Here is a 15,613-nt window from a genome sequence, read left to right on the forward strand (position 1 = left end):
GGAAACAAGCTTAAGGAGAAGCAACCTACTGCGCCGCAAGGGATCGATCTATTTTTTTAGGAATAATGAACAAAGGCTTTTTTGTCGGAAATTTCTTATGACTGTCCCTCCATTTCTGACAAACTTTCTCAAATGACCCGCTATATAATGAGAACCATAAATTCTTAAACGGGTGGTGTAGGGAAATGAGTAAAAGCAATGTGGTGAATTTGCCAGAGTGGACAAGAGTGGGAAGCGAAGATAAGAAGCAGAGACAAGCCTTAGGCACGCGTATTATAGCTTGGGGTCAGAAGCAGCGTTATATTCAGCTTATAACAGCGAAGAAGTGGATGCTTCTGTTAAGCTTTATGGGGTTTCTGCTAGGAAGAGCTATGATTCTGGACGAGCTGTCCCCTTTTGCTGTCGCATATTTTGCCGTCATTGTGTTTATGCGTCGAGACTCTATGTTACCTGTAGCAGGTGCTATTATAGCTGGAAGTCTCTTCACTCCGTTTCCGGGTGCCTTGGTTACTACGGCTGAACTAATTATATTTTTTCTTGTTTATAGAGGGCTTGAAAGTTTCGAACGAATAGATTTGTCTTATGCACCCCTTATGGTATTCGTATCCTCGTTTATGGTTGGCCTGTTCAAGATTGTTCTCGGACCGTCTCTTTCCTGGTACCCCTTTATGATGACAACTCTGGATGCTTTACTTGGGTTTGTTCTTACCCTTGTGTTCATTCAGGCACTTCCTCTACTAACTTACAAACAAAAGAGCAGATCGCTGAGGAACGAGGAGGTTTTATGCCTTATTATTCTGTTAGCCTCCGTAATGACAGGCCTTGTGGGCTGGACCCTTAATGGTTGGTCATTAGAGCATATATTGTCTCGTTATTTAATTCTGCTCTTTGCCATGGCGGGGGGCGCTCCCCTCGGTGCAGCTGTTGGGGTGGTGACGGGGTTGATCCTCAGCCTGGCCGATATCAGTGCTATCTATCAGATGAGTCTGCTTGCTTTCTCCGGAATGCTAGCGGGAATGATGCAGGGTGGGCGAAAGGGTGCGGTATCTATTGGCATGTTGCTAGGATCAACGATCCTTTCCGTCTATTTTACGGGTCCGGGTGATATGATGGCCTCAACATGGGAGACCTGTGCAGCAATAGTGCTGTTTCTAATAACGCCTAAGGCGATGATATCGGCGATTGCAAAATATGTACCGGGCACGTCAGATCATAGCCGATCTCAACATGAATATGCTCGCAGGGTCAGGGATCTGACTGCAGAACGGGTCACTCAATTCTCACAGGTATTCCAACAGCTCTCCAGTAGCTTTGGTCAGATTCCACGTGCTGGAGAAGTGGGCAAATCGGATCGTGAAATGGAAGATTTTATGAATACGGTCACAGAAGGAGCCTGCGCTGGCTGCATTCGCCGTACCCACTGCTGGGATGCAAAATTCTATCAGACATATAGATACATGACAGATATGATGACAACTGTTGAGGAATGCCCTGATATTACGGCTGCTCAGCTGCCACCGGAATGGAGCCGTATTTGTGGCAAAACCGGAGAAGTGCTTGAGGTCATGAAGGGACAATATGATCTCTACCAACATGATATGCGGTGGAAAAGACAAATATACGATAGTCGCCAATTTGTTGCCGAGCAGCTGTCAGGCGTGTCACAGGTTATGGAAGACTTGGCCAAGGAAATTAAGCGTGAAGGACAGGCCATGTATCGGCAGGAAGCACAAATCCGCGAGGCTCTTGAGAAATTGGGACTGTCTATTCATGGCATTGAAATTTTAAGTCTGGACCCAGGACGCGTAGAAATAGAAGTAGTGCACGCTTATAATCGCGGTTTTGATGAATGCCGTAAAATGATTGCCCCACTCCTCTCCGACATTCTGGATGAGAATATTGCTGTCATGAGTGAGACGGCGGTTCATCCCCGGGAAGGACTCTCGATGGTTACCTTTGGTTCAGCCAAAGCCTTTGAGGTAAACACGGGTGTGGCAGTTGTTTCAAAAGGTGGAGATATGCTGTCTGGCGATAGCTTCAGCACCGTAGAGCTTGGAAATGGCACTTTTGCAGTATCCATTAGTGATGGTATGGGGAATGGTGAACGGGCAAGGATGGAGAGCAGTGCCGCACTCGGCATGTTAGAAAAGCTGCTGCAATCCGGTATGGATGAAAAGCTGGCTGTAAAGTCGGTCAACTCAATTCTTTTATTACGCTCCCCTGATGAATTCTATGCTACTGTGGACATGGCTTTAATCGATCAATATTCTGCGCAGACAACGTTTATGAAGATTGCTTCAGCACCAAGCTTCATCCGGAGGGGGAGTGAGGTCATTCCAATAACCTCTAGCAATCTGCCGATAGGAATCATTAAAGATATTGATGTGGATTTAATCAGTATGCAGCTTCACCCTGGCGATATTTTAATTATGATGACCGATGGTATTTATGATGCGCCTGGATATGCCGTTAATAAGGAGATATGGATGAAACGGATGATCCAAGAGCTTGAGGGTGATGATCCTCAGGATTTAGCGGACAGCCTGTTGGAGAAAGTGATCCGTTATCAGGGCAATGAGATCCTTGATGACATGACTATTGTCGTCAGCCGTCTTGATCATTTCCATCCGGAATGGTCCAGCCTGCATATGCCGGGCATCGGCCGTATGGAGCGTCCGCGTACGGTAAGTTAGTTATTTTAGGTTTAGATTTAGATTTAGTAGGTTTTAATGTTGGGCACGCGCGAAGCGTCGTGTTGCTTGTATAGTTTAAGGCACGCGCAAGATATCGTGCTGCTTGGGGGGGCACGCGCGAAGCACCGTGTTGCTTGTATAGTTTAAAGCACGTGCAAGATATCGTGCTGCTTGGGGGCACGCGCGAAGCGTCGTGTTGCTTGTGAGTTTGTAGCACGCGTAAGGCGTCGTGCTAATGGAGGCAGTCGAGGCGAGTCCGTGATGTGTAACTCGCCGGCCTCTACTATTCTCGTTTCAATGGTCGGTTGACTTGGGGCGGAATCTGTAGATCTAAACTGTTTACTAGTGAAGGTATGGAACGGAGAGAAAGTTTGGAGCTGTAGAAGCGGAGCGTTCGCCTTTGTCCTCGGATTCCAACCGCGTGAGGCGGTTCTAATCAAGGAATCTGAGGACAACAGCGATCGAAAGCCCAAACATTTCTCGCAGTTCCACTATTCACTACCCCCCCCTATTTGATCGAAATTCCCCCACTTAATATCGACCGTTTGAAATCTCTCATTTCTGGATATGCTAGAAACAGAGGTTCAAACAAAGGGGGAGTTGAGGGTTATGAAGCAAATTATGCTCATTACTGACGGTTGTTCGAATGTAGGAGAAAGTCCGGTGTTGGCAGCGGCGCATGCCCTGCAGGAGGGAATCACCGTAAATGTGGTCGGTGTAGTTGATTATGGTACGATCGGTGAAATCGGCAGCCGGGAGATTGCTGACATTGCCAAGGCCGGGGGAGGCCTTAGCCGAATAGTCGGAACACCACAACTGGCGCAGACGATTCAGATGATGACACGCAAGACCGTGGTTCAGACGATCCAGCAGGCGGTTAATAAAGAGGTAAAAAAGATACTAGGCGACGGCTCACTGGATCAGCTGCCTCCTGTTCAACGTTCACAGGTTGTTACAGTTGTAGATGAACTGACAGAAACAACGCCGCTGCGCATTGCACTTCTTATCGATGCCAGTGCCAGTATGAAGCCTAAACTGGGTGCTGTGGAAGATGCAATCCGCGATTTGGCACTCAGTTTAGAAGCACGGGAAGGCAAGAGTGAGATCGCTGTGTTTCATTTTCCCGGAAATAACAGCAGTGAAGATGCCAAGCTTGACCTGGATTGGACGCATGACATGTCAGGTATTCGTACGCTATTCTCTAAATTACACATGAGAGGCGCAACACCGACTGGCCCAGCTATTTTCAAGGTGCTTGAACATTATCGTTATGATACACTGGATGAACATCGTGGACGCCGATTAAGCGATGACCACGACGAAAGAGAAGGGATGATTGGTGGGTATGTCGTCTAATCCGTCCTATCCTACTGGTACCTTAATTAACGGCAAATGGCGGGGTAACCGTTATGTCGTTGAGCGGATGCTGGGAAGGGGCGCGAACGGAACCGTATATCTTGTGCAAAGAGAAGGCAGACGGGAAAGGTACGCGCTAAAAATCGGATACGATACACTTGAACTTCAATCGGAGATCAATGTACTGACCTCGCTGCAATCGCGACGAAAGCGGAATGAACATCGGGCTCGTCGTGAGAATCCATTGTCTTCTTATTTTTTGGAAGCGGATGATTTTGCGAATGGGGATAATATCCCCTTCTATGTGATGAGGTATGTTGAAGGCAAACCGCTGCATCATTTTTTATCGAAAAACGGTCCCGATTGGTTAGGCCTGGTAGGTCTTGGTCTGCTTGAAAAGCTGCGCACACTTCATGAATGTGGATTTGTGTTCGGTGATTTGAAGCCCGAGAACGTCATGGTATCTAAATACGGTGAAGTGGAACTGATCGACTTTGGGGGCACAAGCCCTATTGGTCGTAGCGTGAAGCAGTTTACCGAATGGCATGATCGTGGTTTCTGGAATGCGGGCAGTCGAATCAGCGATGAGGGTTACGATCTTTTCGCATTTGCTGTGCTGTGTCTTCGTTTGCTCAATGAAGAAGGGCTCAAAAAGGCAGCCTTACAGCTGCCGCAGACGAGAAGTGTGGACGAATTATTTAAGCTGGCTAGAAATTTACCCAATAAGAAACTATCCTCCTGGATTTGTATGGCGTTAAAAGGGGGGTTCTCAGGCTCTGCGGATGCTACTGAGGTCTGGCGAAACCATATTTATAACTCGCGCAGAAAGCGCCCGGATAGTATGGACACCCCCCGGTGGTTAAAAAATGCATTCGCATTGTCTTTGTTTTTGCTCGCCTTTACGATTTATTGGGTATTCCGTTTTTGAACTCATACATATAGTTGGAGAGAGAGGGGGGCGCATATGGAGCAAATGAATGGACTGGTGGAGTCTGTATTGGAGTCAGCAGCCGAGCATGAGCTGTGGGCGCCCCATGACACCATTGTAGTCGCAGTTTCCGGCGGCCCGGATTCTGTGGCTCTTTTGCATGTTTTACATGAAATATCTTTAAAATTTATACCGCTTACCTTAATATGTGCTCATGTGAATCATGGATTTAGGCCGGAGTCGAAGGAAGAGGCAGAGCTCGTACGTGGTATGGCTGAAGAATTGGGACTGCCCTTTGAGTTTGCGGAATTCGATATTCCCTCCTTGGCTAAAGAGAGTGGACTTGGTCCTGAGGGTACTGCACGTGAGAAGCGGTACGAATTTCTGATTGATACGGCGCACCGATATGGGGCGCGTTCTGTTGCTCTGGCTCATCATGCTGATGATCAGGCAGAAACTGTAATTATGCGTCTATTACGCGGAAGTGGCTTATCTGGACTGTCGGGTATCAAGTGGAAAAGAACAGAAAAAAAGGTGGAACTCATTCGCCCATTCCTACGTATTAACAAAACAGCACTTTTAGGGTTATGCCAAAATGAAGGTTTCACTTATGCTGAGGATGCCACCAATCTGCTGACGAAATATAAGCGGAATGCCATTCGTTTGGAAGTTCTTCCTTTTCTGGAAAAGTATAATGGCAGAGTGAGGCAATCCCTCGTACAGCTTGCGGAAATTGCGGGAGCTGAAGATGAGTATATGGAAGCGTCTGCGGCAAAATGCTTTGAAGAGCTAGTTTCGGAAGGGGATGGGAAATACACCTTTAACAGAGCTTCATTTGCTGCCATACCCTCCGCTTTACAACGGCGTTTGATTAAACTAATATTAAATTATCTGTCGGCGGATTTATCTGCCCTTGATTTCCCCAAGATTGAAGCTGTACGTCGGGGAACGCTGCAGAGCTATCCCACCACCTGGAGCTTGGATTTGGGTGGAGGCCTGACTTGTGTGCGGCAATATGATAGTATCTTGTTCTCGTCCAAGCCCACGACGCCACAGGCAAGCTATACATATCGTCTGTTTTTACCGGACTCTGAGCTTAAATTGGAGGAAATAGGTAAGGTGATGTCGATGGCGGTACTGGAGAGAGAAAACTTTTTTGTACAGGGGGAGGATTATGGGAAGATGTCGGCTTGGTTTGACCGTGATGAACTGGTCTTTCCACTGACGATACGATCCCGATTGCCTGGAGATACCATAAGGATCATGGGATTAAACGGAAGCAAAAAGGTAAAAGATATTTATATTGATGATAAAATACCTGCTTCCGAACGGTCATTGATTCCCCTCGTTTGTGATGGTTTGGGCAATATCGTCTGGATTCCGGGCGTAAGACGCTCGATGCATGCCGCAGTAGGGCGGCACACGACCTCCGTACTTCTATTGTCTCTGGCAGAGCTGGATGACCACGAAGTCACGTAATGGTCGAAGTAAGTCTTTCATAGTATAACTTAGGAGGTTTCGCAAGTTGCAAAACGATATTCAAGAAGTATTGATCACCGAAGAGGAACTTCAGCAGAAAATTAAGGAGCTCGGTCGAACACTGAGCGAAGAATACGCAGGTCGTACCCCTTTAGTAATTTGTGTACTAAAAGGTGCGTTTATATTTATGGCAGATTTGGTTAAAGCCATTACAGTACCTGTTGAGATGGATTTCATGGCAGTGTCCAGCTATGGAGCATCCACCAAGTCCTCTGGAGTAGTCAAAATTATTAAGGATTTGGATGTATCGGTAGAAGGCCGCGATATCTTGATCGTTGAAGATATTATTGACAGTGGTCTTACACTCAGCTATTTAATTGAGTTGCTCCGCAACCGGAATGCTGCTACTATCTCTGTGGTTACCTTGTTTGATAAACCATCAGGCCGCACTGTTAATCTTGAAGCCAGCTACACAGGCTTCGTGTTACCTGACGAATTTGTAGTAGGCTACGGATTGGATTATGCCGAGCGGTATCGGAACCTCCCATATGTTGGAGTACTGAAACCTGAGATTTATTCCAATTGAACTAAGGACTGCCTCGATCATACGGATCGGATACCCACAACTTCCTTTATTTGAGGTGTCCCAAGAGGCTATGGTACAATAACTTGAGTGTTGTGAGAGGAGGTAGGGGATGAATCGGTTCATCCGGAATTCTGGTTTTTATTTGATTTTATTTTTAGTCGTGGTGGGTATTGTCCAGTTTGTGAGCAATGGAAATGAAGCCGCCGATTTCCCTAGATACGACGAGTTACGGCAGGAGATCAAGAACAACAATGTGAAGGATTTGACGGTTCAGTTTGAGGGTAATGCCTTTCTGGTCACAGGTGAGTATAGAGAGCTGCCTGCCGATACTAAATCGAAAAGCTTCTCCACATATATTCCTCCTACAGATGCCGCTATCAATGAACTGATTCAAGCCAGTGATGTTAATGGGATTGAATTAACTCAGAAGAAAATGGAAGGTACCAGCATTTGGCTGACATTCCTTTCTTCAATTATCCCACTGGTAATTATGTTCATCTTGTTCTTCTTCCTGTTTAACCAGGCGCAAGGTGGCGGCGGTAAAGTCATGAATTTCGGCAAGAGCAAGGCTCGGTTATATAATGAAGAGAAGAAGAAAATCAGCTTTGAGGATGTAGCAGGGGCGGACGAAGAGAAGCAAGAGCTTGTCGAAGTCGTTGAGTTCCTAAAAGATCCACGCAAATTTGCAGCTGTCGGCGCACGTATTCCTAAGGGCGTATTGCTTGTAGGTCCTCCGGGAACAGGTAAAACATTGCTTGCCCGTGCGGTAGCAGGTGAAGCTGGCGTTCCTTTCTTTAGTATTTCCGGTTCTGACTTTGTGGAAATGTTCGTGGGTGTCGGTGCTTCTCGGGTACGTGATTTGTTCGAGAATGCTAAGAAGAATGCTCCATGTATTATCTTCATTGATGAAATTGATGCTGTGGGTCGTCAGCGTGGCGCCGGTCTTGGTGGCGGACATGACGAGCGTGAACAGACGCTTAACCAATTGCTGGTTGAGATGGATGGATTCGGTGGTAACGAAGGCATTATTATTGTAGCGGCGACTAACCGCGCTGATATACTTGATCCGGCATTGCTTCGTCCAGGACGTTTTGACCGTCAAATTACGGTTGACCGTCCTGATGTGAAAGGCCGTGAAGCTGTACTTAAGGTTCACGCTCGTAACAAACCGCTTACGAAAGATGTAAGACTGGATGTTGTTGCTAAACGCACAACCGGATTCACAGGTGCTGATCTGGAGAATCTGCTGAATGAGGCAGCTTTGCTAGCTGCACGTCGTAACCGTAAAGATATTTCCATGATTGAAGTGGATGAAGCTATTGACCGTGTTATCGTAGGTACTGAGAAACGCAGCCGTGTGATCAGTGACCGCGAGAAACGTATTGTAGCTTATCATGAAGCAGGCCATACTATTGCAGGTTACTTCCTTGAGCACGCCGATATGGTGCATAAAGTTACTATTATCCCACGCGGACGTGCAGGCGGATATGTTATTATGCTTCCGAAGGAAGATCGGATGATCGTTACCAAGCAGGAGCTTTTGGATAAGGTTACTGGATTACTTGGTGGACGTGTTGCTGAAGAATTGTTTATTGGTGAGATCGGTACGGGTGCATACAGTGACTTCCAACAGGCTACGCGCATCGTGCGTGCCATGATTATGGAGTACGGTATGAGCGATAAGCTTGGACCTATGCAGTTCGGATCTTCTCAAGGTCAAGTATTCTTGGGTCGTGATATTGGGCATGAACAGAATTACAGTGACTCCATTGCTTATGAGATTGATCAGGAAATGCAGAACTTTATTACTTCGAGTTACGAACGTTGTAAAGATCTGTTGATCAAACACTCCAAAGAAATGCACTTGATTGCCAATACATTACTTGAGAAAGAAACACTTGAGCTTGATCAGATCACACAACTGATTGAACAAGGATTCCTTTCCGAGGATGGTAAACCAGAGGGTGGCGAAGGTGTTGCCCATGAAGTTGGCGAGCCTGTCATCGACAATATCGGTGATGTGCGAGTTCGCATTCAAGGCAAGCCTGAGGATGAACAGTCCACACTTCCTGACCTGTCGAAGGATATCCCGAATAACCCTGATTCTGAGGGTAATGACGGTTCCGGTGATGACAACAAAGGTGGGGGCACTAGCCTTACCTAATTGGGTCCACCATTCATATGATGTAAATTTATCCGGAGAACGTAACTGTTCTCCGGATTTTTTATTTTAATTTTTAAGGGATTCTATGCCTTAAAGCCTGTCCAGTTACATTGACAGAGGCTGGAACGTTGTGTACATTAGTGATTAATATTACTTACTATTTATATCAGCATGTTCATTTTTTCACCATGATGGCGCATGCCATTTGATAACATCATGTCGGCGAAAAGCCGCGAGGATTTAAGGGGGAGAACAATCGGTGGAAGCTCTGGCGCTTGAGCGCAAGCAGGAACAGAATCGAGAACTTCGTATACGTCTTGAACAGCTTAAAAAGGAACGAAACGCAATCATTTTAGCTCATTATTATCAACGTGATGAAATTCAGGAGGTTGCCGATTTCCGGGGCGACTCTTTTTTACTCGCTCAGAAGGCTGCAGAGACAGATGCAGAAGTTATTGTATTCTGCGGTGTTCATTTCATGGGGGAAAGTGCAAAAATTCTAGCCCCGAACAAAACCGTCCTTATTCCTGATGAACGTGCAGGCTGTCCAATGGCAGATATGGTCAATGTAGACGGTTTGCGTAAGCTAAAAGCTCAACATCCAAATGCTAAAGTAGTCACTTATATCAACTCGTCCGCCGAGATTAAAGCAGAAACCGATATTTGTTGTACCTCTGCTAATGCTGTGAAAGTAATCGAATCCCTTGACGCCGAAGAGATTATTTGGGTCCCAGATAAGAATCTTGGTCAATATGTACAAGATCAGACGGGCAAGAAGCTGATTATTTGGGAAGGCTATTGCAACACTCACGACATGTTGACCGTCAAAGATGTAGTAGAAATGAGAGCAAAATATCCAGATGCGGAATTTGTAGTTCATCCAGAGTGTCGTCCTGAAGTAGTCGCCATGGGTGACTATGTAGGCAGCACTACATCAATTCTGGAGTATTGCCGGAAATCGGATCGTAAGCAATTTATCGTTGGAACGGAAGATGGTACCGGATATCAGCTTCGTAAGGATAGTCCAGATAAAGAATTCCATTTTGCTACCAAATTTCTTGTTTGTCCTAATATGAAAGTTAATAATCTAAAAAAACTGGTGAAATGCCTGGAGACGATGAAGCCACAAATCTATGTACCGCCTGCTGTCGCCGACAAAGCCAGAACATCCCTAGAGCGCATGCTACAAGTCCGGTAGCATGCGCTACTCTTTCGTTGAAACAGGTGAAAAGCGGTCATGATTCCACAATATTTGGTTGATTTTGATCTTCGGGATATTCCTACGGTAAAGACAGATTGTATTGTTATTGGTTCAGGGATTGCCGGGTTATTCACAGCTATTAAAGCCAGTGAAGATCGGCGTGTCATAATGATCACAAAGAAATCAGTAATGGAAAGTAATACTCGCTATGCACAGGGGGGGATCGCAGCTGTTATAGCTGAGGATGATTCCCCTGCTTACCACCGGCAGGATACCTTAATGGCCGGAGCAGGTCTTTGCTCCTCAACAGCTGTCGATGCACTTGTTAATGAAGGGCCGGAAGGCGTTCATGAGTTAATTCGCTTAGGAACTCTGTTTGATAAGGAAGATGGGGTACTGGCTTTGACTCAGGAAGGTGCGCACAGCCATCGCCGTATTTTACATGCTAATGGGGATGCTACAGGTTATGAGATTGTTCGTGCATTGGCGGAACAGGTAGCCGAACATGAGAATATTGAGGTCTGGGATGATCATTATGTTATCGATCTCATCACTGAAGGTGGAGAATGTGTAGGCGCATTATTGCAACGGCCCGGTGGTGGAAGGTTGTTCCTGCAAGGGGATGCGACCATTCTGTGCTCTGGTGGAGCAGGACAATTATATCGATACACTACCAACCCAGAAGTAGCTACAGGAGATGGAGTAGCGATCGCCTATCGCGCTGGGGCTCATATACGAGATATGGAATTTATTCAATTTCATCCTACAGCACTTAGTTACCCGGGAGCTCCTAGATTTTTAATCTCCGAAGCTGTGCGTGGGGAAGGAGCAGTCTTGCGCAATATTAATGGAGAACGGTTCATGGAACGTTATCATGACCTGCTTGAGCTGGCTCCGCGGGATATTGTAGCACGAGCTATTGTAAGTGAAATGGAACATACTAAATCAACGTTCGTTTATTTGGATATTACACATGAATCTCCAGAGATGGTGAAGCATCGGTTTCCCACAATATATGAGACATGTATGGGCTATGGACTGGATATTACAAGTGATTGGATTCCAGTGGCTCCCGCTGCGCATTATATGATGGGGGGGATTAAGACCGATCTGAATGGAGAGAGCACTATCCCACGTCTGTTTGCTTGCGGAGAGGTTTCCTCCACAGGCCTGCATGGCGCTAACCGTTTAGCTAGTAATTCATTATCTGAGGCCATTGTATTCGGACAGCGTATTATTGATCGGATTCATGAGCTTTCCCCGCTGGACCGTGATGTTTTATCGGTTAACAGTAACGAGGGACGTGTAGATTCGCCAACTCAAGCTATTGTGGAACGTCGTTTGAAGCTACAGAAGGTAATGGTTCGATATGCCGGACTACGTCGTAACGAAGAGATGTTACTTAAAGGACTAGATGAATTAAAACGACAGCTGCCAATCTTTGGATCAGCTTTGTCCAAACGTGAGGAATATGAATTTGCTAATATGCTGACCTGCTGTTTGCTTGTGACAGAGTCTGCTCTGGCACGGGAAGAGAGCCGTGGGGCGCATTACCGTGAGGATTATCCGCAGCGGGATGATGATCAGTGGCGTAAGCACCTGCTTCAAATTCGCGAACTGGGAATAGTGGAGGAATTAAGCGATGATGTTTAATGGTTACAATGAAGAGCTAGTACAATCTATCAAGGCTTGGTTGCGGGAAGATGTTGGTTCCGGAGATGTAACCACGCAGATGACGATTCCAGTGGGCCATGAGTCCAAAGGGATTATTCATGCCAAGGAAGACGGGATAATTTGTGGCATCCCAATTGCAGAGTTGGTTTTTGAAATTGTGGATCCGACGCTTAGTTTTACAGCCCTTGTCGAGGAAGGTCAAGCTGTAACCAAAGGGACTGTAATTATTGAGGTTGAGGGCAGCACACATGCGATTCTAACAGGTGAGCGGCTTGCGCTTAACTTGATGCAGCGTCTTTCGGGTGTGGCATCACGTACAGCTTCTTTCGTGCAGGTGCTGGAGGGATTACCGACTCGTCTAGTGGACACACGTAAGACTACACCAGGTCACCGGATGCTAGAGAAATATGCTGTTCGTATTGGTGGAGGCTATAATCACCGTTTTGGCTTATATGATGCAGTTATGATCAAGGATAATCATATCAAAGGCGCGGGTGGTATTCGGCAGGCTGTAGGTCGTGCCCGGAAGAACATCCCGCATACGATGAGCATCGAAGTGGAGACCGAGAATTTAGAGCAAGTCGAAGAGGCGCTGGCAGCAGGTACTGATATTATAATGCTCGATAACATGTCTAACGATATGATGAAGCAAGCCGTGGCTAGGATTAAATCGAAAGCTCCGCATGTTAAGACAGAGGCTTCTGGCAATGTATCGTTAGAAACCTTACGCGGGATTGCTGAAACGGGTGTGGATGTGATTTCTGTCGGGCGCCTTACGTACTCCTTCTCCAGTCTGGATATCAGTCTAGACCTTAATGCCAAGAAGGAAGGGCCTTTGTCATGATGCTTGCTGTCGATATCGGTAATACCAATATTGTTCTCGGTGTATATAGAAAACGCGATTTGCTGCATCATTTTCGGCTAAGTACTGCGCGTCAATCGACCGTGGATGAATATGGAGTAATGATACACAATCTTTTTCACATGTCAGGTATATCTGTCAAAGACGTTGAAGGTGTAATTATATCTTCGGTTGTTCCGCCACTAGTTAAGACTATTGAGGATATGTGTATTAAATATATAGGGAAAGACCCATTGATTGTTGGACCAGGGATTAAGACGGGGCTTAACTTACGTTATGAGAATCCGCGTGAAATTGGCGCAGACCGGATTGTTAATGCAGTTGCTGCGATTGAACAATACAAATGTCCACTTGTCGTTGTTGATTTTGGTACGGCTACGACTTTTGATTGCATTGATGCAGGTGCTAATTATCTTGGTGGCGCGATTGTCCCCGGCCTAGGCATTTCAACGGAGGCATTATACCAGCGGGCATCTAAGCTGCCGCGAATTGAATTGGAGAAGCCTAAAAAGGTCATCGGGCGTAATACGGTGCACGCGATGCAGGCCGGGATTATTTTTGGCTATGCGGGTCAGGTTGAGGGCATTGTTAAACGAATTAAAGTCGAGATGAACGCTCCCGAACTGAAGGTTATTTCGACCGGAGGCCTTGCCTCGCTAATTGCGGGTGAAACGGACTGTATCGATGAAGTAAATCCTATGTTAACGCTAGAAGGATTAAGAATTATTTACGATCGTAACCAATAAAGATAAAGAAGCCTAAAAGGCGAAGAGATAGGAGGGCTATGCACCCAATGGAAAAAAAGAAGGATCGACTAATCCGCGGCACGGCTCTTAATGGTAAAGTGAGAGCGTTTGCTGTCCGCACAACTGAATTGGTTGAAGAACTGAGACGCAGACACGATACGTATCCAACGGCTACAGCCGCAATGGGACGTACAGTTACCGCTGCAGCCATGATGGGCGCTATGCTCAAGGGTAGTGAGAAGCTGAGTATTATGGTTAAAGGGAATGGACCGATCGGACAAATCGTTGCAGAATCCAATGCATTGGGAGAAGTGCGTGGTTATGTGCATAATCCTCACATTCATTTACCGAGCAATAGCATGGGGAAGCTGGATGTAGCTGGAGCGGTGGGAACTGAAGGGTTCATTGATGTTATAAAAGATTTAGGTATGAAAGAGCCGTACAGAGGTAGTATTCCTATTATCTCCGGGGAGCTTGGCGATGATTTCACCTATTATTTTGCGGTTTCTGAGCAAACTCCAGCTGCGGTCGGCCTAGGTGTACTGGTAGATACCGATGAGTCAGTAATTGTCGCTGGAGGATTTATTGTTCAGCTTCTTCCTGGTCTGACTGATGCGGAGATCACAGAGATTGAAAAAGCTGTAGGGGCGATGCCTTCTGTAACAGCGCTTCTCGATCAGGGGCTGGAGCCAGAAGAAATGCTGCGCTACCTGTTGCCGGATGCAGTGGTTATGGATGAACTGGATATTAACTTTGCTTGTCAGTGTTCGCGTGAGCGGGTAGAGCAGACATTGGTTAGCTTAGGACGGGATGAACTGGAGAGATTAATTGCAGAAGATGAACAGGCTGAAGTCGTATGCCATTTTTGCAATGAGGCTTATGTTTTCAATAAGGACGATTTACAGGTCATTTTAGAACAAGCGAATTCGTAGGGTATTGGGATGATGACGAGACAGGAACGTGCACTTCGCAATACGGTTATTATTCTAGCTGTAGCAACTTTAATGCTCGGGGGTCTATTATTCTGGAGTTTGCGCGCCATGGCCCTTCTTAAAGGAGATACAACAGACAATGAATCACCGGATGTAGCGACTGCAGGCGGACAACCGATAACGGATCAGCAGTGGATGGATGAGCTCAAAAAAAAGCATGGAGAAGAAGTGTTAATCAGTATGCTTAACCATATTGTCGTGAACATGGAAGCTAAGGCATTAGGAATTACCGTGACAGACGATGAGGTTAAGCAGGAACTGGCACGCACTATAGTTGGGTACGAATCAGAAGCGCAATATTATGCTCAAATGCAATCTCAGCTCGGATTATCTCGTCAGGAAGTGTTCGCAGAGACAGCTTATCGTCTGTCCTTACAAGCGATAGCCACGGTGGGCATTACAATCAGTGATGCCGATATAGATGCTTATTTAGAGCAAAATGCCGAGCGCTTCATTCCAAAAAAGGAAATGCAGCTTTCTATGATCAAGGTCTCATCCTATGAGAAAGGCCAGCAGGTAATGGATCGCTTGGAACAGGGTGAGGATTTCGCTGATTTGGCTAGGGAAGTGTCTATTGATGATGAGAGTCGGCAGCACGGAGGCAGCTTAGGCAAAGTAGAGGAAGATGACCCTTTTTGGCCAGAGGGAATGTTAAAGACTGCCGCTGGATTGGATGTGGGTGATATAGCCGGTCCAATCGAGACAGGGGAAGACTTCGCCATTATCCGCTTGGAGAGTATTCACTCTCCAGAAATGCCGGATCAGAAAGAAATTCGGGCGCTTGTACGTCAAGAGCTGGCTTTGGAGCAAGCCCCTCCCTTGCAGCAGGTGGAAAGCGATTTACGCAATAAATATGAGGTATCAATAAATATTGACAACAGCCTGCAAGATTGATAATATGATATTAACGTAAACCCTACCGTTTTAGTCGG

At 46.3% G+C, this 15,613-nt stretch carries 12 protein-coding genes; all 12 read left to right on the forward strand.

Going from position 1 to position 15,613, the window contains the following annotated elements; translation table 11 throughout:
- The first annotated feature begins 185 nt into the window (after nt 1-185).
- The 12 genes from spoIIE (at nt 186) to MHI32_RS00370 (ending at nt 15,575) form a co-directional block, all read left to right on the forward strand.
- The gene (gene spoIIE / locus MHI32_RS00315) at nt 186-2,693 is read left to right on the forward strand and encodes a stage II sporulation protein E (RefSeq protein WP_340011712.1); all 2,508 of its coding nucleotides are present in this window, start codon (nt 186-188) and stop codon (nt 2,691-2,693) included.
- Between the two features lie 609 nt (nt 2,694-3,302).
- Nucleotides 3,303-4,049: a VWA domain-containing protein gene (locus MHI32_RS00320; protein ID WP_038568031.1), complete on the forward strand. Its 747-nt coding sequence runs from the start codon at nt 3,303-3,305 to the stop codon at nt 4,047-4,049.
- On the forward strand, nt 4,033-4,977 hold the full coding sequence (locus tag MHI32_RS00325; RefSeq protein WP_094902328.1) for a serine/threonine protein kinase: 945 nt from the start codon (nt 4,033-4,035) through the stop codon (nt 4,975-4,977). The genes MHI32_RS00320 and MHI32_RS00325 overlap by 17 nt, the downstream gene beginning before the upstream one ends.
- A 36-nt stretch (nt 4,978-5,013) precedes the next feature.
- The gene (tilS, locus tag MHI32_RS00330) at nt 5,014-6,456 is read left to right on the forward strand and encodes a tRNA lysidine(34) synthetase TilS (protein ID WP_076130077.1); all 1,443 of its coding nucleotides are present in this window, start codon (nt 5,014-5,016) and stop codon (nt 6,454-6,456) included.
- 46 nt (nt 6,457-6,502) lie between these two features.
- Nucleotides 6,503-7,042 (forward strand): hypoxanthine phosphoribosyltransferase, encoded by a 540-nt coding sequence (gene hpt / locus MHI32_RS00335; protein WP_036678757.1) that lies wholly within the window; start codon nt 6,503-6,505, stop codon nt 7,040-7,042.
- Between the two features lie 109 nt (nt 7,043-7,151).
- The gene (gene ftsH, locus MHI32_RS00340; RefSeq protein WP_036678755.1) at nt 7,152-9,206 is read left to right on the forward strand and encodes an ATP-dependent zinc metalloprotease FtsH; all 2,055 of its coding nucleotides are present in this window, start codon (nt 7,152-7,154) and stop codon (nt 9,204-9,206) included.
- 259 nt (nt 9,207-9,465) lie between these two features.
- Complete coding sequence (gene nadA, locus MHI32_RS00345; protein ID WP_036678753.1) at nt 9,466-10,404, forward strand: quinolinate synthase NadA; 939 nt, start codon at nt 9,466-9,468, stop codon at nt 10,402-10,404.
- A gap of 39 nt (nt 10,405-10,443) precedes the next feature.
- A complete protein-coding gene (nadB, locus tag MHI32_RS00350) occupies nt 10,444-12,060 on the forward strand; it encodes an L-aspartate oxidase (protein WP_076130078.1) in 1,617 nt (538 codons plus the stop codon).
- Complete coding sequence (gene nadC, locus MHI32_RS00355; protein ID WP_076130079.1) at nt 12,050-12,925, forward strand: carboxylating nicotinate-nucleotide diphosphorylase; 876 nt, start codon at nt 12,050-12,052, stop codon at nt 12,923-12,925. Before nadB ends, nadC begins: the two co-directional genes overlap by 11 nt.
- A complete protein-coding gene (locus MHI32_RS00360; protein ID WP_076305370.1) occupies nt 12,922-13,689 on the forward strand; it encodes a type III pantothenate kinase in 768 nt (255 codons plus the stop codon). Before nadC ends, MHI32_RS00360 begins: the two co-directional genes overlap by 4 nt.
- Nucleotides 13,690-13,736: 47 nt before the next feature.
- The gene (hslO, locus tag MHI32_RS00365; protein ID WP_036678742.1) at nt 13,737-14,621 is read left to right on the forward strand and encodes an Hsp33 family molecular chaperone HslO; all 885 of its coding nucleotides are present in this window, start codon (nt 13,737-13,739) and stop codon (nt 14,619-14,621) included.
- A 9-nt stretch (nt 14,622-14,630) separates the two neighbouring features.
- Entirely contained in the window at nt 14,631-15,575 is a 945-nt protein-coding gene (locus tag MHI32_RS00370; RefSeq protein WP_081383501.1) for a peptidylprolyl isomerase, read from the forward strand.
- The last annotated feature ends 38 nt before the right edge of the window (nt 15,576-15,613 follow it).

The sequence above is a fragment of the Paenibacillus sp. FSL H7-0690 genome (assembly GCF_037980415.1).
GTDB classification, from domain to species: Bacteria; Bacillota; Bacilli; order Paenibacillales; family Paenibacillaceae; genus Paenibacillus_AQ; species Paenibacillus_AQ odorifer.

Bases quoted from the DNA above. Each gene is read 5' to 3' on its own strand.
- nadB (WP_076130078.1), top strand. From the start codon at position 10,444: ATGATTCCACAATATTTGGTTGATTTTGATCTTCGGGATATTCCTACG.
- MHI32_RS00360 (WP_076305370.1), top strand. From the start codon at position 12,922: ATGATGCTTGCTGTCGATATCGGTAATACCAATATTGTTCTCGGTGTA.
- nadC (WP_076130079.1), top strand. From the start codon at position 12,050: ATGATGTTTAATGGTTACAATGAAGAGCTAGTACAATCTATCAAGGCT.
- MHI32_RS00320 (WP_038568031.1), top strand. From the start codon at position 3,303: ATGAAGCAAATTATGCTCATTACTGACGGTTGTTCGAATGTAGGAGAA.
- ftsH (WP_036678755.1), top strand. From the start codon at position 7,152: ATGAATCGGTTCATCCGGAATTCTGGTTTTTATTTGATTTTATTTTTA.
- tilS (WP_076130077.1), top strand. From the start codon at position 5,014: ATGGAGCAAATGAATGGACTGGTGGAGTCTGTATTGGAGTCAGCAGCC.
- hslO (WP_036678742.1), top strand. From the start codon at position 13,737: ATGGAAAAAAAGAAGGATCGACTAATCCGCGGCACGGCTCTTAATGGT.
- MHI32_RS00370 (WP_081383501.1), top strand. From the start codon at position 14,631: ATGATGACGAGACAGGAACGTGCACTTCGCAATACGGTTATTATTCTA.
- spoIIE (WP_340011712.1), top strand. From the start codon at position 186: ATGAGTAAAAGCAATGTGGTGAATTTGCCAGAGTGGACAAGAGTGGGA.